Source organism: Actinomadura sp. NPDC048394 (assembly GCF_040651755.1).
GTDB lineage: Bacteria > Actinomycetota > Actinomycetes > Streptosporangiales > Streptosporangiaceae > Spirillospora > Spirillospora montaniterrae.
Genome location: NZ_JBEZJL010000106.1, coordinates 12,877 through 30,280, shown reverse-complemented (window position 1 = coordinate 30,280; position 17,404 = coordinate 12,877). Strand labels below are relative to the sequence as shown.

At 71.2% G+C, this 17,404-nt stretch carries 17 protein-coding genes; 7 read left to right on the top strand and 10 right to left on the bottom strand.

The window, feature by feature from the left end; translation table 11 throughout:
- Positions 1-84: 84 nt before the first annotated feature.
- The 3 genes from boxB to AB0C78_RS45820 all read right to left on the bottom strand — a co-directional run bounded on the left by boxB (position 85) and on the right by AB0C78_RS45820 (position 4,885).
- On the bottom strand, positions 85-1,503 hold the full coding sequence (gene boxB, locus AB0C78_RS45830) for a benzoyl-CoA 2,3-epoxidase subunit BoxB (RefSeq protein WP_360761120.1): 1,419 nt from the start codon (positions 1,501-1,503) through the stop codon (positions 85-87).
- Between the two features lie 2 nt (positions 1,504-1,505).
- Positions 1,506-3,164: a 2,3-epoxybenzoyl-CoA dihydrolase gene (gene boxC, locus AB0C78_RS45825; RefSeq protein WP_360761118.1), complete on the bottom strand. Its 1,659-nt coding sequence runs from the start codon at positions 3,162-3,164 to the stop codon at positions 1,506-1,508.
- Between the two features lie 116 nt (positions 3,165-3,280).
- Entirely contained in the window at positions 3,281-4,885 is a 1,605-nt protein-coding gene (locus tag AB0C78_RS45820; RefSeq protein ID WP_360761116.1) for a benzoate-CoA ligase family protein, read from the bottom strand.
- A gap of 117 nt (positions 4,886-5,002) precedes the next feature.
- On the opposite strand from AB0C78_RS45820, the gene AB0C78_RS45815 reads away from it, so the two are divergent.
- Positions 5,003-5,860, top strand: a complete 858-nt coding sequence (locus tag AB0C78_RS45815) for a PaaX family transcriptional regulator C-terminal domain-containing protein (RefSeq protein WP_360761114.1) — start codon at positions 5,003-5,005, stop codon at positions 5,858-5,860.
- An 86-nt stretch (positions 5,861-5,946) separates the two neighbouring features.
- Here the strand turns inward: AB0C78_RS45815 and AB0C78_RS45810 are convergent, their stop codons facing one another.
- Positions 5,947-6,393: a PaaI family thioesterase gene (locus AB0C78_RS45810; RefSeq protein WP_360761112.1), complete on the bottom strand. Its 447-nt coding sequence runs from the start codon at positions 6,391-6,393 to the stop codon at positions 5,947-5,949.
- Between the two features lie 240 nt (positions 6,394-6,633).
- Here AB0C78_RS45810 and AB0C78_RS45805 point away from each other — a divergent pair, with 240 nt between their 5' ends.
- The 4 genes from AB0C78_RS45805 to AB0C78_RS45790 all read left to right on the top strand — a co-directional run bounded on the left by AB0C78_RS45805 (position 6,634) and on the right by AB0C78_RS45790 (position 10,421).
- Positions 6,634-7,413, top strand: coding sequence for a 4Fe-4S dicluster domain-containing protein (locus AB0C78_RS45805; protein ID WP_360761122.1), 780 nt, complete (start codon positions 6,634-6,636; stop codon positions 7,411-7,413).
- The gene (gene nrfD, locus AB0C78_RS45800) at positions 7,410-8,444 is read left to right on the top strand and encodes an NrfD/PsrC family molybdoenzyme membrane anchor subunit (RefSeq protein ID WP_360761110.1); all 1,035 of its coding nucleotides are present in this window, start codon (positions 7,410-7,412) and stop codon (positions 8,442-8,444) included. Before AB0C78_RS45805 ends, nrfD begins: the two co-directional genes overlap by 4 nt.
- Positions 8,445-8,589: 145 nt before the next feature.
- Positions 8,590-8,907 (top strand): hypothetical protein, encoded by a 318-nt coding sequence (locus AB0C78_RS45795; RefSeq protein ID WP_360761108.1) that lies wholly within the window; start codon positions 8,590-8,592, stop codon positions 8,905-8,907.
- A gap of 35 nt (positions 8,908-8,942) precedes the next feature.
- Positions 8,943-10,421: a carbohydrate-binding module family 20 domain-containing protein gene (locus AB0C78_RS45790; protein WP_360761106.1), complete on the top strand. Its 1,479-nt coding sequence runs from the start codon at positions 8,943-8,945 to the stop codon at positions 10,419-10,421.
- A gap of 41 nt (positions 10,422-10,462) precedes the next feature.
- Here the strand turns inward: AB0C78_RS45790 and AB0C78_RS45785 are convergent, their stop codons facing one another.
- The 6 genes from AB0C78_RS45785 to AB0C78_RS45760 all read right to left on the bottom strand — a co-directional run bounded on the left by AB0C78_RS45785 (position 10,463) and on the right by AB0C78_RS45760 (position 15,649).
- Complete coding sequence (locus AB0C78_RS45785; protein ID WP_360761105.1) at positions 10,463-11,266, bottom strand: enoyl-CoA hydratase-related protein; 804 nt, start codon at positions 11,264-11,266, stop codon at positions 10,463-10,465.
- A complete protein-coding gene (locus AB0C78_RS45780) occupies positions 11,263-12,042 on the bottom strand; it encodes an enoyl-CoA hydratase (protein ID WP_360761103.1) in 780 nt (259 codons plus the stop codon). Before AB0C78_RS45780 ends, AB0C78_RS45785 begins: the two co-directional genes overlap by 4 nt.
- Before the next feature lie 68 nt (positions 12,043-12,110).
- A complete protein-coding gene (locus AB0C78_RS45775) occupies positions 12,111-13,124 on the bottom strand; it encodes a phosphotransferase family protein (protein ID WP_360761101.1) in 1,014 nt (337 codons plus the stop codon).
- On the bottom strand, positions 13,124-13,867 hold the full coding sequence (locus tag AB0C78_RS45770) for an SDR family oxidoreductase (protein WP_360761099.1): 744 nt from the start codon (positions 13,865-13,867) through the stop codon (positions 13,124-13,126). Before AB0C78_RS45770 ends, AB0C78_RS45775 begins: the two co-directional genes overlap by 1 nt.
- The gene (locus AB0C78_RS45765) at positions 13,864-15,180 is read right to left on the bottom strand and encodes an acyl-CoA dehydrogenase family protein (protein WP_360761097.1); all 1,317 of its coding nucleotides are present in this window, start codon (positions 15,178-15,180) and stop codon (positions 13,864-13,866) included. The genes AB0C78_RS45770 and AB0C78_RS45765 overlap by 4 nt, the downstream gene beginning before the upstream one ends.
- 19 nt (positions 15,181-15,199) lie before the next feature.
- Positions 15,200-15,649 (bottom strand): MarR family transcriptional regulator, encoded by a 450-nt coding sequence (locus tag AB0C78_RS45760; protein WP_360761095.1) that lies wholly within the window; start codon positions 15,647-15,649, stop codon positions 15,200-15,202.
- A 173-nt stretch (positions 15,650-15,822) separates the two neighbouring features.
- Between AB0C78_RS45760 and AB0C78_RS45755 the strand changes: the two genes are divergently transcribed.
- The gene (locus AB0C78_RS45755; protein WP_360761093.1) at positions 15,823-16,596 is read left to right on the top strand and encodes an enoyl-CoA hydratase/isomerase family protein; all 774 of its coding nucleotides are present in this window, start codon (positions 15,823-15,825) and stop codon (positions 16,594-16,596) included.
- Between the two features lie 32 nt (positions 16,597-16,628).
- On the top strand, positions 16,629-17,351 hold the full coding sequence (locus AB0C78_RS45750; protein WP_360761091.1) for an FCD domain-containing protein: 723 nt from the start codon (positions 16,629-16,631) through the stop codon (positions 17,349-17,351).
- The last annotated feature ends 53 nt before the right edge of the window (positions 17,352-17,404 follow it).

Sequence of the window (17,404 nt, the reverse complement as noted above, 5' to 3'; positions counted from 1 at the left end):
CCTTGATTCTTCCGTCTTCCCCCCGGCTGCTTTCCTCCGACCTCGACGGTCGCAACGGGGGTTCCAGGGGGTCGCCCCCCTGGACTAGCACAGCCGAACGTACTCGTAGTCGAAGGGCTTGCCGTTGATGCCGTTGCGGGGCGGGGCGATCCAGGAGGCGATCTTGCCGCGCTCGTGGACGGGGCGCATCAGGGAGCGGACGTGGGTCTTGTCGACCTCGGTGGGGAGCCAGGCGTCCTTGCGGGCCTCCCATTCGGCGGCGGTGAGGCGCTCGCCCTGCGGGGTGGCCTCGATGCCCGCGAACGCGCCGACCTTGCGGTTGAACGCGACGCTCGGGAGGTAGAGGCGCTGCGGGAGGCCGGCGTCGGCGAGGATGCGGTTCCAGCGGTTGACGCCGCTTTGGCAGTCGGAGACGTACTCGCGGCGCAGGTCGGTGTTCAGGCCGACGAGGGCGGCGACCTCGGTCTGGCCGATCTCGCCGTCGACGAGGGCGTCCACCATGATGGAGTCGCCGGTGAGGCGGTGGTCGTCCTTGCGGCGGCCCTCCATCCAGCGGCCCTTGAGCCCGGCGGTGTAGTAGTTGGCGACGTTGCTGGACGTCTCGGAGCCGAACAGGTCGAGCGACACCGAGTAGTGGAAGTTCAGGTACTTCTGGACGACGTCCAGGGGGATCGCGCCGAGGGCGGCGACGTCGTCGGTGTCGTGCTCGATCATGAGCTGGGCGGTGCGCTCGACGACGCGGTCGATGCCGGTCGTGCCCACCATCATGTGGTGGGCCTCTTCCTTGAGCATGAACTCGCAGGTGCGCGACAGCGGGTCGAAGCCCGACTCCTTCAGCGTGCCGAGCTGGTACTTGCCGTCCCGGTCGGTGAAGTAGGTGAACATGAAGAAGGAGAGCCAGTCGGGCGTCTCCTCGTTGAAGGCGCCGAGGATGCGCGGCGACTCGTCGCTGCCGGAGTTGCGGTGCAGCAGCTCCTCGGCCTCCTCGCGGCCTTCGCGTCCGAAGAAGGCGTGCAGGAGGTAGACCATCGCCCACAGGTGGCGGCCCTCTTCGACGTTCACCTGGAACAGGTTCCGCAGGTCGTACAGGCTGGGGGCGGTGGCGCCGAGGTTGCGCTGCTGCTCGACGGACGCGGGTTCGGTGTCGCCCTGGATGACGATGAGCCGCTGCAGTTCGGCGCGGTACTCGCCGGGGACCTTCTGCCAGGCGGGCTCGCCCTTGTGCGCTCCGAAGCCGATGCGGCGGTCGCCGTCGCGCTCGGCGAGGAAGATGCCCCAGCGGTAGTCCTTCATGGCGACGTGCCCGAAGTGCGCCCAGCCCTCGCGGCCGACGTTGACGGCGGTGCGCAGGTAGACGTCCTGGGTGGGCAGGGTCGGGCCCATCGACTCCCACCAGGACAGGAAGTTCGGCTGCCACGACTCCAGGGCCCGCTGCAGGCGCCGGTCCTCGTGCAGGTCGACGTTGTTCGGGATCTTCTCGGAGTAGTCCGCGGAGACGGGCATGCTCAGACTCGCTTTCGGTCGAAGTCGGCGCGCCGTCCGGTGCCGTAGCGGCGCAGCGCGCCGTCCGGGCCGGACGCGTTCGGCCGGTTGAAGATCCAGTTCTGCCAGGCGGTGAGCCGGCCGAAGATCTTGGTCTCCAGGGTCTCGGGGCCGGGGAAGCGGTAGTTGGCCTCGAGGCCGGTGAGGGCGTCGGGGGAGAATCCGGCGCGCTCCTCGACGGCGATGCGGACCTCCTCGTCCCAGTCGATGTCGTCGGGCGCGAAGGTGACCAGGCCGAGGCGCTCGGCGTCGCCCGCGTCGAGGGGTTTCGCGGCGGCGTCGCGGACGGCGGCGAGGCCCTCGTCGTCGCCGAGGAAGCGGGTCTCCAGGCGGGTGAGGCCGTTGCCCATCGGAAGGGGGCCGAGGTTCATCGCGTCGACGGCGACGGTGGCGGGCTCGGCGTCCGGGTCGACGTCCTCGAAGACGCCTTCCAGATGGTAGGAGCGGTCGGCGGCGAGCGCGAGCTCCAGGAGGGAGCCGGCGAAGCAGCTGCCGGGCTCGATCAGCGCGATGAGGCTGCGGCTGGTGACGTCGAGGCGCTTCAGCGTCCGCTTGAGGTACAGGACGATCTCGTTGGCGAGCCAGTCGGAGGCGTTGTCGAGCAGCAGCCGGTCGTGGTCGAGGACCTTCAGCGGGTCGCCGGAGGTGCGGAGGATCCAGGTGCCGAGGGACGGCTCGTTGGTGCGCAGGTCGAGGATCAGGTCGTCCAACTCGCGGGTCATCGCGAGCGTCCAGAACTCGGCGCCCTGCGCGTGCACGGCGGCGATGTCCTCGGGCGCGTCGGCGGAGGGGCCGGCGACGGTGATCTCGACGGCGGCGGCCTCGCGGTCCAGCTTCGCGGTCACGTACCGGTAGGTGATCTCGGTGCCGGTGCGGGTCTTGTCCAGCGGCGTGAGCGCGACGCCCTGAGCGCCGGCCGGACGGGTCGAGCGGGCGGCCAGCTCCGCGGCGCGTTCCGCGACGGTCGCGTCCCACGCGGTGCGGGACACGGCCTCGTCGACCAGCCGCCACGCGACGGCCTTCTTGCCGCCGAGCCCTTCGGCCTTGGTGGCGAAGTAGTCGGCGCGGTCGCGGCGGACGTGCCGCTTGTCGGTGACGCGGGTCAGCCCGCCGGTGCCGGGCAGCACGCCGAGCAGCGGCAGCTCGGGCAGCGAGACGGTGGACGACCGGTCGTCCACGAGCATGATGTGGTCGCAGGCGAGCGCGAGCTCGTAGCCGCCGCCGGACGCGGTGCCGTTGCAGGCGGCGAGGTAGGTCTGGCCCGAGTTCGCGGTCGCGTCCTCGATGCCGTTGCGGGTCTCGTTGGTGAACTTGCAGAAGTTCACCTTCCACGCGTGCTCGGACGCGGCCAGCATCCGGATGTTGGCGCCCGCGCAGAAGATCTTCTCCTTGCCACTGGTCACCACGACCGTCCGCACCTCGGGGTGCTCGAACCGCAGCCGCTGGACGGCGTCGTACAGCTCGATGTCCACGCCGAGGTCGTAGGAGTTGAGCTTCAGCTCGTAGCCGGGGACGAGGCCCCCCTGTTCGTCGACGTCCATCGTCAGCGTGGCGACCGGACCGCCGACCTCGACCCTCCAGTGCCGGTAGCGGGCCGGATCCGTCCGGAACTCGACGTGCATGGGGTGCTCCTCCAGTCTGTCCGTGCTCCCATGCTCCACAGAACACGGTCATCACGTCAAGAGTTTGTAGCATATCGGCGCGCGCCGGGCCGCCGCGTGGCCCGGCGGCGTGCGGGTCAGTCGCGGCCGAGAAGCGCGGCGGCCAGCTCGCGGACGGCGAAGCGGCGCAGCTTCCCGCTCGCCGTGGTCGGCAGCACGTCCATGATCAGCACCTCGCGAGGCCGCTTGAACGCGGCGAGCCCCGCCCGGCAGAAGTCGATCAGCTCCTCCGGCTCGGCCTTCGCGCCGTCCGCGAGGACGACGCAGGCGATCGGCTTGTCGAGGCCGTCGCCGTCCGGCAGGCCGACGACGGCGACCATCGCGACCGCCGGGTGCTCCAGGAGCCGGGCCTCCACCTCGGCGGGCGACACCCAGATGCCGCCCGCCTTGAGCATGTCGCCGGTGCGGCCCAGGCAGGTGTAGTAGCCGTCCTCGTCCACCACGTAGGTGTCGCCGGTGCGCAGCCACTCGCCCTGGAAGACCCGCCGGGTCGTCTCCGTCCGGCACCAGTAGCCGGTGGCGATCGACTCGCCCTTCACCAGCAGCGACCCGGGCGTGCCGGGCGGGACGTCGGCGCCGGCGGAGTCGACGACCCGCAGCTCGTAGCCGGGGACGGCGACGCCGGTGGTGCCGGGCCGCACCTCCCCCGGCCGGTTCGACAGGAAGATGTGCAGGCACTCGGTCGAGCCGATCCCGTCGATGATCTCCACGCCGTACCGCTCGGTGAAGCGGCGGCACAGCTCGGCGGGCAGCGGCTCGCCCGCCGACACCGCGAGCCGCACCGACGCGAACGCGTCGGCCGGGACGTCCGCGTTGAGCAGCGCGGCGTAGAAGGTCGGGACGGCGAAGAACAGCGTGGGCCGGTGCTCGCGCAGCCGCTCGGCGACGGACGCGGGCGTCGGCCGGTCCGGGTCGAGGATCGTCGTGGCGCCGGCGGCGAGCGGGAAGAACAGCGAGTTGCCGATGCCGTAGGCGAAGAACAGCTTGGCGACCGAGTAGCAGCGGTCGTCCGGGGTGATGCCGAGGACCTGCCGGCCGTAGGTCTCCACGACGTGCCGGATGTTGGCGTGCCGGTGCATCGCGCCCTTGGGCTTGCCGGTCGTCCCGGACGTGTAGAGCCACAGCGCGCTGGAGTCGTCGGAGGTCGCGTACGGTTCGCGGATCTCCCCGCCTTGCGCCGCGCCCTCCGCGACCAGGTCGGCGAAGGGGTCGAGCCGCACGCCTTCCGGGACGCGCGGCACCGCGTCGCCCTCGACCGCGACGCGCCGGACGCCCGGGGCGAGCGCGAGGGCCTCCCCGGCGGGCCCGGCGAACCGGTCGCTGACGATCAGGACGCGGGCGCGCGCGTCGTTCAGCAGCGCGGCGAGCTCGGCGCCCGTCAGCATCGTGGACACCGGGACGGGGACGGCGCCGAGCCGCATCGCGCCGAGGACCGCGCCGGCCATGGCCGGGCCGTCCGCCATGAACAGCACGACCCGCTCCTCGGGCCGCAGCCCCCATGCCTCCAGCCCGGCGGCGACGTTCCCGGCGAGGGCGTCGAGGCCGGCGTAGGTCAGGTCGCCGCCGGGGCCGGTGAGCGCCGTCCGCCCGGCGGTCCCGGGGTCCCGGGCGGCCCGCAGCAGATAATCGGAGGCGTTGAACGTGTCCGGCCGCGCCTGGCCGGTCGCCGCGTCAGCGGTCATCGGGGGCTCCCCTTCGCCGTGAACCGTGGCAAATATGTTCTACACTCGCAAAACGCTAGTCAATAGTTATGTGGAATGATGAGAGGCCGGATGCAGCCGCCCGCGGAGGAAGAGCCGATGGACCGGACCGACGGCGACGGCGCGGCGGGGCCGCGCTTCCGGCGCCGCCGCGAGCTCGGCGCGGCGAGCGCGCGCTCGCTGCTGCTGACGGTGCTCGGCGAGTTCGTCCTGCCGGCGGGCGAACCGGTGTGGACGGCCGCGTTCCTGGAGGCGCTCGGGCTGCTCGGCGTGGAGGAGAAGGCGGTCCGGCAGGCGCTCGCCCGCAGCGCCACCGAGGGCTGGCTCTCCGGCGAGCGGCACGGCCGGCGCACCGCCTGGCACCTCACCCCGGCCGGGCAGCGGCTGCTCACCGACGGCACCGGGCGCATCTACGGCTTCGGCCGCCCCGGCGGCGAGTGGGACGGGCGGTGGCTGCTCGTCCTCGCGACCGTCCCGGAGACGAACCGGAAGCTGCGGCACCTGCTGCGGACGCGGCTGTCCTGGAACGGCCTCGGCAACCTGTCCCCCGGCGTGTGGGTCAGCCCGCACCCCGAGCGCGAGCCCGAGGTGCGGGAGGTGCTGGCGGAGATCGGCGTCGCCGACACCTCGACGCTGTTCACCGGGACGCTCGGCGACCTCGGCGAGGCGCGGCGCGTCGCGCGGCAGGCGTGGAACCTGGACGAGATCGAGCTGGCCTACGAGGACTTCCTCGACGAGGTCCGCGCGCTGCGTCCCGCCGACGATCCCGGGACGTTCGCCGCGCACGCCCGGCTCGTCCAGGAATGGCGGCGGTTCCCGTTCCTCGACCCGGCGCTGCCCGCCGAGCTGCTGCCGGACGACTGGAGCGGCTCGCAGGCGTTCGCGCTGTTCCACGAGCGGCACGATGCGTGGCGGCCGGTCGCCGACCGCCAGTGGAAGGCGATGACCTCCGATTGACCGGCACCCGGCTGACCGGCACCCGGCCGCCCGGACCCCGGCCGCCCGGTCCCCGGCTGACCGGCCCGGGGCCGACCGGGCTCCGGCTAACCCGCCGCCGATGACCCGGCCGCCCGTCCGGTCGCGGGCTCCGGCGCGCCCTGCGGGGTGAGCCGGAGCAGGTTGACCGTGCCCTCGGCGGCGACGCGGCCCTTGTCGTCGGTGATGGTGGCCTGCCAGGTGACGTGGTCGCCGACCCGGTCGACGGGGCGGGCGCGGGCGGTCAGCCGGCCCTCGCGGACGGCCCGGATGAAGCGCGTGTGGTTGCTGACCCCGACGACCTGGTGCTCCAGCCCGACGGTGAGCGCCGCGCCCATGCTGCAGACCGTCTCGTTGATGGCGCAGTACACGCCGCCGTGCACGATCCCGTACGCCTGCATGAGCTTGGCGGTCACCTCGATCTCGGCGACGACCTCGCGATCGGACGCCTCGGTCACCACCAGGCCGAGCGTGCGGTCCAGCGGACCGGCGTAGCCGGACGGTTCCACCGCCATCGCAGCCTCCTCGACGATCTCCCGACGCTATCCAGCCGTCCGAAAGGTCGTCAATGCACCTGTACGTCCCCGCCGGGCCCGCGCCGCGCAGGTGTAGGAGCCCGCCTCGCGGGAAGGGACGCACCGCCTTGTCCACGGGCTGGAGGTGACCACATGAGCGGGCTGGTCGGACGGAACCTGCTGGCGGGGGCCGAGCCCGACGTCGCGAAGGACGCCGGCTATCCCGACGCCCCGCCCCGCATGGGGTTCTTCACCGACACGTCGGTCTGCATCGGCTGCAAGGCCTGCGAGGTCGCCTGCAAGGAGTGGAACTCCGTCCCCGAGGACGGCCTGGAGTTCACCGGGATGTCCTACGACAACACCCAGGGGCTCGGCGCGGACACCTGGCGGCACGTCGCGTTCATCGAGCAGGACAAGCCGGTCGGCAACGCCGACTCCGGCGTCCGGTGGCTGATGGCGTCGGACGTGTGCAAGCACTGCACGCACGCCGCCTGCCTCGACGTGTGCCCGACCGGGTCGCTGTTCCGCACCGAGTTCGGGACCGTCGTCGTCCAGGAGGACATCTGCAACGGCTGCGGGTACTGCGTGCCCGCCTGCCCGTACGGGGTCATCGACCAGCGCAAGGAGGACGGCCGCGTCTGGAAGTGCACGCTGTGCTACGACCGGATCGGCGACGGCCTCGAACCGGCCTGCGCCAAGGCCTGCCCCACCGACTCCATCCAGTACGGCCCCCTCGACGAGCTGCGCGAACGCGCCGCCGCGCGCGTCGACCAGCTGCACGACATGGGCGTGGAGGACGCGCGCCTGTACGGGCACGACCCGGAGGACGGCGTCGGCGGCGACGGCGCGTTCTTCCTGCTGCTCGACGAGCCGGAGGTGTACGGGCTGCCGCCGGACCCGGTCGTCACCACGCGGGACCTGCCGTCCATGTGGAGGCACGCGGGCGTCGCCGCCGCGGCGCTCGCCGCGGGCGCCGCCGCGCTGTTCACCGTCCACGGCCGGCTGGGAGGCAGGCGATGAGCACGTCCGACGTCACCAAGGACGGCGTCAAGGGGCAGCGGGAGGGCCGGGACGCCCTCATCGGGCAGGGCACCGGCAAGGGCGGGCGCAGGAGGCGCCGCGGCGAGCGGGCGATGGTGCCCGAGGCCGAGTTCACGTCGTACTACGGCAAGCCCGTCCTGAACGCGCCGGTCTGGGAGGCCGCCGACGTCGCCGCGTACCTGTTCCTCGGCGGCTTGGCGGGGGCCGGGTCGGTGCTGGCGGCGGGCGCGGAGCTGACCGGGCGGCCGGTCGCCGCGCGCGCGCTGAAGATCTCCTCGCTGGCCGCGATCGCGGGCTCGGCGGCGGCGCTGATCCACGACCTCGGACGTCCCGCGCGGTTCGTCAACATGCTGCGGGTGATGAAGCCGACCTCGCCGATGAGCATGGGCTCGTGGGTGCTGGCGGCCTACGGGCCGGCGGCCGGCGCCGCCGCCGTGCTGGACGTGACCGGGCTGTTCAAGCCGCTCGGCAGGGCCGCGACGGTCGGCGCCGCGGCTTTGGGCCCGGTGGTCGCCACCTACACCGCCGTCCTCATCGCCGACACGGCGGTGCCGGCCTGGCACGAGGGCTACCGGGAGATGCCGCTGGTGTTCGTCGGCTCGGGCACGGCCGCCGCGTCGGGGGTGGCGCTGCTCGCCGCGCCGGTCGCCGAGACGGCGCCGATGCGCAGCGCCGCCGTGCTCGGCGCGGGGCTCGACCTGGCCGCCGCGAAGCTGATGGAGCGCCGGCTCGGGATGCTCGCCGAGCCGTACAAGCAGGGCAAGGGCGGCAGGCTGATGCGGGCGGCGGCGATCCTGTCGGTCGCGGGCGCGGCCGGCGGCGCGCTGCTCGGCGGGCGCAGCCGGATCGCGGCGGCGCTCAGCGGCGCCGCGCTGCTGGCGGGCTCGGCGTGCACCCGGTTCGGGATCTTCCACGCCGGGATGCGGTCGGCGCAGGACCCGAAGTACACGGTGGTGCCGCAGCGGGAGCGCGCGAACGCGCGGGACACGGCGAAGACCGGAGGCGCGTGACGGTCCGCTTTCTGCAAGAAGCATGAAATCTTGCGCAAGCTCTTGACCGCGCTGCAAGAAGAGAGCATTCTCACGGTGCTCGCGGACGGCCGTCCCCCACCCCCTCAGGCACGTGCCATGTGCCCTGTGACAGGAGTTCGCCGACATGCACCGTCGAAGTCCCGCTCGCTCCCTCCTCACCGCCGCCACCCTCCTGATCTGCGGCGCCGCCCCGTTCGCCGTCCCGTCCCCGGACGGGACGGCCCGCGCCGCCGAGACGGCGCTCAACGCCAGTGACGTCACCGCGAACCTGTGGGAATGGAACTGGAACTCCGTCGCCAAGGCGTGCACGGACCAGCTCGGCCCGGCCGGGTACGGCGCCGTCCAGGTCGCGCCGCCCGCCGAGTCGGTCAGCCTCGCCTCCACCGGCGACGGAGCCCCCCCCCCTGGTGGGAGGTCTACCAGCCCGTCTCCTACACCCTGACCAGCCGGCTCGGCACCCGCGCGCAGTTCGCCGCGATGGTCACCGCCTGCCACGGCGCGGGCGTCCGCGTCTACGCCGACGCGGTCGTCAACCACATGGCGGGCGCGAACAACACGCTCACCACGACCTACGGCGGCTCGACGTTCGACCCGTCCGGGTACGCCTACCCGGCCGTCCCGTACGGGTACGGCGACTTCCACCATCCCGGCGACGGGTACTGCAACGACGACGACGGCGTCATCGACGACTGGAACGACACCGCCGAGGTCCAGAACTGCGAGCTGGACCATCTCTCCGACCTGAAGACCCAGACCGACTACGTCCGCGGCAAGATCGCCGGATACCTCAACGACCTCATCGGGCTCGGCGTGGACGGGTTCCGGATCGACGCGGCCAAGCACATCCCGCAGGCCGACTTCGCGGCCATCAAGGGCGCGCTGCACGCCACGACGGCCGAAGGGAAGGCCCCGTACATCGCGCAGGAGGTCATGCCGGACTCGACGACCGACGCGCTCAAGCCGTCCGCGTTCACCGGCAACGGCGACGTCATCGGCTTCTCCTACGCCGACGGGCTGAAGGCGCAGTTCTCCGCCGGCACGCTGTCGAACCTGTCGGGCATCCCGTCCTGGTCGCTGGACGCCGGTAGCGGCCAGACGTTCGCGATGGTGACCAACCACGACACCGAACGCAACGGCAGCACGCTCAGCTACAAGAACGGGACCGCGTACACGCTGGCGAACTACTTCCTGCTCGCCTACCCGTACGGCAAGCCGTCGGTGTTCGACGGGTTCACCTGGTCGGCGGCCGGGCAGTCGCCGCCCGCCGATTCCAGCGGCTTCGTCACCGACGCGAACTGCTCGGCCGGCTGGCAGTGCATCACGCAGTCGGCCAGCGTCAAGGGGATGGTCGGCTGGCACAACGCCACCGCGTCCGCCACGACCGTCTCCAACTTCACGGCCACCGCCGGGAACGTCATCGGGTTCAGCCGCGGCGGGAAGGGCTGGATCGGGCTGAACGCCTCGTCCGGCGCGTCCACCGCCACCTACACCACGGGCCTGCCGGACGGCGTGTACTGCGACGTCATCACCGGTGGCGCGAAGGCGGACGGCTGCAACGGCACGGCGGTGACCGTGTCAGGTGGCACCGCCAGCGTCACGATCCCGGCAGGCGGCGCCGTCGCCATCGACGTGGACGACACCACCGACACCACCACTCCCCCGGCCTCGACCGTCTCCGACACGTTCAACGTCCAGGCCACGACGACCTGGGGCACGAGCGTCTACCTCGTCGGCAACGTGCCCGCGCTGGGGTCGTGGGACCCGGCGAAGGCCGTCCCGCTGTCGTCGGCCGGCTACCCGACCTGGAGCGGCACGGTGACGCTCCCGACCGGCACGCCGATCGAGTACAAGTACATCAAGAAGACCGACGCGGGGGCCGTGACGTGGGAGAGCGGCGCCAACCGCACCTACACCACCGGCACCTCGCCGCACACCGCGAACGACACCTGGCGCTGAGCGCCCGCGGCGTGCCGCCCGGCGAGGCGGCACGCCGCGCGTCAGCGGTTGCCGTAGTCGGGGGCGCGCTTCTCCATGTACGCGGTCATGGCCTCGGTCTGGTCGGCGGTCATCATCGTCAGGACCTGCTGGCGGTTCTCCAGCTCGACGGCCGCGTCGAACGACGGGATCTCCAGCGACAGCCACATCGCCTGCTTGGTCAGCGACAGCGACAGCGGCGGCATCGACAGCAGGTCGTCGAGCGCCCTGTCCACGCGGCCGGACAGTTCGCCGGGCGCGACCGCGTCGGCGAGCATGCCGATCCGCAGCGCCTCCTCGGCGTCGAACCGCCGGGCGGTCATCATCAGCTCGTGCGCCCGCCCGGCGCCGACCAGCCGCGGCAGCATCCACGACGTGCCGATGTCGCAGGCCGAGAACCCGACCCGCATGAACGACACCGCGAACACCGCCGACGTCGAGGCGATCCGCAGGTCCGACGCCAGCACCAGCGCCAGCCCGCCGCCCGCCGCCGCGCCGTTCACCTCCGCGACCACCGGCTGCGGCATCCGCCGGATCCGCTGCACCAGCCCGGCGATGTGCCGCTGCGTGGCCAGCCCCCGCTGTACGGCGCCCGCGCCGTCCACGCCCGCCGGCTCGCCGTACCCGCCCAGGTCCAGGCCCGCGCAGAAACCGCGGCCCGCGCCGGTCAGCACGACCACCCGGCACTCCGGATCCGCACCCGCCTCAGCCAGAGCTACGTGCAGCCCCTCGACCATCCCGGCCGTCATCGCGTTCAACCGCTCAGGCCGGTTCATCGCGACCCGGGTGACGCCCGGCCGCGGCCGGGTCACGACGATCTCGCTCAATGCTCCTCCTGGGAGATCTGTGCGCGGTTCCGACTCTGCACCTGGGCACGCCGGCCTTCGATCCCGTCGAAATCCGCGCGATAGGCGCGGGCGATGGCCACCTCTGCGGCGAGGTCGTCCACCAGTCCGCGATTCTCGCTGTACATTCGCTTGAGGTCCTGCATGGCTTCGACCGGGACGTCGGCGGCGGAGGACGCCAACGCCATTGCCCGCGCCAGCAGCTCGCCATGCGGCACGACCTCGCTCACGAGCCCGATCCGCTCGGCGCGTGCCGCGTTCACCACTTCACCCGTCATCGACATCCGCCGCGCATTGGCCGCACCGACGACCCGGGGCAGCCGGGCGGTCAGGCCGCCCCCGGGCAGCACGCCGACGCGGACATGGGTGTCGGCGAAAACGGCGCGCTCGGAAGCCACGAGGAAGTCGCACCCAAGCGCGATCTCCAGACCCCCGGTGAAGGCTGCGCCGTTCACTGCGCCGACCACCGGCTTGCGCATCTCACCGATCCGCACGATGCAGTTGGCGTCCTGGAACCGCTGGAAGAACGCGGCGCCCTCGGCCCCCGCCTCCTTGAGGTCGAGTCCCGCGCAGAACGCCGGATCGGCACCGGTGACCACCACGGCCTTGACCGCGTCGTCGCCGTCCGCCTCCTCCAGAGCTCGATACAGGGCGTTGTTCAGCTCATTGCTCAGCGCATTGCGGGCCCCAGGCCGGTTGAGTGTGAGGATTCGCACGGCGCCGATTTCGGCTGTGAGAAGGACGGTGCAATGGCTCATGATTTTCTCCACAGAACAGGGAGGGATCAGTATAAGGAATGCCCCCACACTCGCTTCGTCCCGGCCCCTCAGCCGAGGAGTGCCTCGGCCTTGGTGAGCAGACCAGGGAGCGCCGGCACCATCCGGGCGATCGTCGGAGCGAGCTCCCCTGCACGCCGTCCGCGTTTGATCAGCAGTGCCGTCGCTCCCGCCTCCTTGTAATGGGTGAGCGCCTCGAACCAGGGGAGGTCGGGCACTTGCCGGCCGCCGGCCGCGACGTAGGCGGCAAGCAGTTCCGTGCGCGGCGGCATGCCGCTCGGCTCACCGGACGGCGCCGCCGGGTGCCCGGCCTCGTCGGTGAAGAAGGTGAACCAGGCGAGGTCGACCCGTGGATCGCCGACCGACCAGATCTCCCAGTCGATCACCGCCTCGACCCGGCCGCGACGGCACAGCGTGTTGCCGAGCCGGTAGTCGCCGTGGTTGATGACGGGATCGAGAGGATCGGGGATCGTCGCGTGGAGTGCGCGGGCACACCGTTCGTACTCGTGTTGCAGATCGGGCGGGACCGTCGCGAAGGCGCGCGTCCAACGGTCGATCTCGTCCGCGAGCGTCACGACCGGTTCGGCCTCCAGCCCCGCCTCCCTCGGAGAGACCGAGTGAATCGCAGCGAGCACCGCTGCGGCGTCGAGCGCGCTGGACCGCACAGCCGCGAATCCGGCAGGGTCCCGCCCTTCCTCCAGCACCGGCTCAGCGCACTCCCCCGGTACCAGCTCCATCGCGAGGAAGGGGGGCGTGTCCGGTGGCTCACCCGGGTCTTCGAACAGCACCGGAGGGACTCGGACACCGGGTCGTCCGTGCAAGGCTCGCATGACCCGCGCCTGTCGCAGCACGTCTCGGTTTCGGAGCGGCGGGAGCCCTGGTGGTGCGACCTTGAGCACCACTCGCTCCTCCTGCCGGCCCTCCGATCGGAGATGTGCCACGAATGTGAGGCTGGACGCACCGCCGGTCAGTGGTGCGAGTCCGGTGATCTCGGCACCAGGCGCCCACGTCTGTGCCGCCTTGGTCGCGCGTTCTCGTAGTGAGAGCTCCAGCTCGTCTGTCATCAGTAGAGGCCCCCGTCCACGCGTAGCAGCGCTCCCGTGGTGAAGCTGGACGCGGGGCTGGCCAGGTAGAGGGCGCTTGTCACGATCTCTTCTGGCCGGCCAGGACGGCCCGCCGCGCTGCGAGCACGCTCGCGGGCCTCCGCCGGCCAGGCCTTGGAGATGTCCGTGAGGAACGGGCCGGCCGAGATCGTGTTCACCCGGACCGACGGCCCGTACTCCAAAGCGAGCACCTGAGTGAGGGCGTTCAGGGCCGCCTTTGCGCCTGCATAGGGGCCGAAGCGTGGTTGCGGCATCAGCGCACCGGAGGAGGAGACGTTGATGATCGAACCGCCATCGCCGTCGGCCATGCGCCGGCCGACCAGGGCGCCGAGCCGGAACGGGCCTTTGAAATTGACGGCCACGACCTTGTCGAACAGGTCCTCGCTGGTCTCCGCCGACGAGGGCGCAAGCGGAGACATGCCCGCGTTGTTGACCAGGATGTCGATGTGCCCGAACATGGCGTACGCCGCCTCTACGAGGGCGTCGATCTCGTCCCACAGTCCCACGTGGCAGGCGTACGGCAGCGCGTGGCGTCCGAGCGACTCGATCTCGGTGGCCACCTCCCGGCAGGCGTCCACCTTCCTGCTTGTGACGACGACATCGGCACCGGCGCGAGCGAACGCCAGGGCCATCTCTCGGCCGAGTCCGCGGCTGCCCCCCGTGATCAGCGCGACCTTGCCGCAGAGGTCGAAGAGATCGCTCATCGCACCCGCTCCTCGACGCCGTGCTCCTCCAGGATCGAGGCGTAGCGCTCGCGCGCCGCGGCGAGCCTGGGCGGGATGTGCTCCGTCGGGAACAGGCCCTCCGCGGGCTGGTACCGCCGCAGCATCTGCTTGGCGATCGTCGTCCGGTGCACCTCGGTCGGGCCGTCGGCGAGCGCGAGGGCCGGGACGCTCATCCACATGCCCGCCAGCGGCGTTTCGTGCGTGGTCCCCAGCGAGCCGTGCAGGTGGAGCGCCCGCTGGACGATGTCGTGGTAGACCTTCGCCATCGCGACCTTGCACATCGCGATCTGTGTGCGTGCGGCACCGTGCGGCTGGGTGTCGATGGTCCAGGCCGTGTTGAGGACGAGCAGCCGGTACTGCTGCAACTCGATCCACGAGTCGGCGATGAACGCCTGCACGGCCTGCTTGTCGGCGAGACGCTCTCCCTGCGTCCGCCGGGACAGCGCACGCTCGCACATCATGTCGAACGCGCGCCGGCACTGGCCGACCGTCCGCATCGCGTGATGCACGCGGCCGCCGCCCAGCCGTGCCTGCGCCACCCGGAACCCCTCCCCTGGGCCTCCGAGCAGTGCGTCGGCTGGCACGCGGACATGGTCGTAGCGGATGTACGCATGGATTCCCTCGTCCAGATCGTCGCGCTCGGCCATCGTCGCGACGTTGCGCTTGATCTCGATGCCGGGAGTGTCCGCGGGGACGACGAACATCGACAGCCGCTCGTGCGGCCGCGCATACGGGTCGGTCACCGCCATGACGATGATGAACTCGGCGTACCGGGCGTTCGAGGTGAACCACTTCTCCCCGTCGATGATCCAGCCGTCACCGTCCTGGTATGCCCTGCAGGTGAACTCCTTGGGGTCGGCGCCCGCATGCGGCTCGGTCATCGAGTACGCCGACACGATCTCCCCGTCCAGCAGGGGATGCAGGTAGCGGGCCTTCTGCTCCTCCGTTCCGAACATGGCGAGGATCTCGGCGTTGCCGGTGTCGGGCGCCGCCGTGCCGAAGACCGTCGGAGCCCAGTAGGACCGTCCGAGGATCTCGTTCATCAGCGCCAACTTGAGCTGGCCGTACCCTTGGCCGCCCAACTCGGAGCCGAGGTGGCAGGCCCACAACCCCCGCTCCTTGACCTGTGCCTGCAGCGGACGAAGGATCGCACGCGCCGCCGAGTCACTCACGTCGTAAGGAGCACCGCCGCTGGGAAACAGCAGGTCGAGGGGCTCAACCTCCTCGCGGACGAAGGTGTCCATCCAGTCCAGCTTGGCCTGGAACTCGGGATCAGTGCTGAAGTCCCACACGGGGCCTCCTCGAAGCTCATCAGTGGTTGTCAGCCTCCAGCCGCCGGCGCAGCCGCCTGAGGGTCTCGGTGGCCGCGGTCAGTTCGGCGGGGGTCATGTCCTGGGTGACGCGCGCGGCCCAGTCGCGGCTGCGCGCGTTGCTGCTCTCGTAGGCGCGCCGCCCGGCATCGGTCGGGACGAGCCGGCGTGCACGCTTGTGGTCGGGGTTGTCCACGGCCTCGATCAGCCCGCGCTCCGTGAGCGTGTCGGCGAGCCGCTGCACGGCCTGCCGTGAATGGCCGAGGCTGCGGCCTATCTGGGGCACGGTAGGAGCACGCTCCGCCCGGACGACGGTGGTGAGCACGAGCAACTGGGCGCCGGTCAGCCCGTCCTCCGTGCCGAGGTTCGCGGTCGCGGTGAGCAGCCTGCCGTGGCAGCGCAGCACCTCGTCGACGAGTTCGGCCAGTGGGTGATCGTCATCCGGTAACATGACAATATATTGTCACTATGACGACTACTTGTCAATATTGATGATCTTTCGAGCCGCCGTGCCGTGCACCGCGCTCTCAGGGACGGCCTATCGAAGGCCGACCTCGACTTCCGTTCCGGCACGGGAAGCGCTATAGATCTAATGAATATAGATTCTTCAGATCTGGAGGGCGGATGGGCTTCACAACCGTGACGTACGAGGTCGCCGAGCACGTCGCGACGGTCACGTTGAACCGGCCGGAGGCGATGAACAGCTTCAACCAGGCCATGTGCGACGAGTTCACCGAGATCTGGAAGATGGTCCGGGAGGACGACGACGTCCATGTCGTCGTCCTGCGCGCGGCCGGAGACCGGGCCTTCTGCACCGGCGTCGACGTCAAGCAGGGCATCCACCGCCCCGAGAACGTCTGGACGCAGGAGGACCCGGGCGCCCAGCTTTCCCCGAAGCTCAACTACGTCTGGAAGCCCGTGGTCTGCTGCGTGCACGGGATGGCTGCGGGCGGCGCCTTCTACTGGATCAACGAGTCCGACATCGTGATCTGTTCGGAGGACGCCACGTTCTTCGACCCGCACGTCAGCTACGGGCTCACCGCGGCTCTGGAGCCGATCGGGCTGGCCCGGCGCATCCCGGTCGGGGAGGTCATGCGCATCGCGCTGCTCGGCCTGGACGAGCGCATGTCCGCGAAGCGGGCACTGGAGATCGGCCTCGTCAGCGAGGTCCTGACGCGCGAGGAGCTCTGGGACCGGGGCGCCGAGCTCGCGCGGATCATCGCCGCCAAGCCGCCGGCGGCCGTGCAGGGGACCGTCCGGGCCGTGTGGGAGTCGCTCGACTCCACCCGGACGCAGGCACTGCGGACCGGACTGTCCTACACGCAGATCGGCAACCCGATCGGGCAGGCGGAGGTCGAGCGTTCGGCCGTGCCGAGGCGCGAATGGGCGCTGCGCTGATGCGGCGAGGTCCTGAACTACGGCCGAAGAAGATGGCGGATCTGGTCGCCGATCAGATCCGCAAGCAGATCGTGCGCGGCGAACTGCGGGAGGGCGACTGGCTGCCGACCGAACCCGAGCTCATCGAACGGTTCGGGGTGTCGCGGCCGACGCTGCGCGAGGCGTTCCGGCTGCTGGAGGCGGATTCGCTGGTGCGGGTCCGCCGCGGGCCGCCCGGCGGGGCACGGGTCAGCATCCCGGGGCCTGAGGCGGCTGCGCCGATCTTCAGCCTCCTTCTCGCACTGCAGGACACGACGGTCGAGGACGTCTACGCGGCGCGGATGGTGATCGAACAACCGGCGGCACGGCTGCTGGCCGAGGCGGGGTCCGACGCCGACCACGATGCTCTGGCCGCGGAGTTGGAGAAGGTCGAGGCCTCCGTCGACGGGCGGTTCGGGGACGCCACCGTCCGATTCCATCACCGGGTCGTGGAGCTGTCGGGCAACCGCACGCTGTCGACCATGGTGACACTGCTCGGCGAGATCATGTCGCGGCAGATCGCGACCGCCTACGACGAGACGCCGCGTCAAGGCGCGGCGCTCGAGGAGAGCAACCGGCTGGCGCTGCGCTCGTACAAACGGCTCGTCGAGCTGGTCCGGCGACGGGACGGCGCCGGCGCTGAGCGCCACTGGGCGGAGCACATGCGCCGGGCGCAGGAGCACCTGTTCGAGGACCCGGGTGCCGCTCGCCGCCAGGTCGTCGACATACTGGACTAACTTAGTTAGCTTGGTGATAGGTTCCCGGGAACGTGCATCCCGCGAGCGTGCAC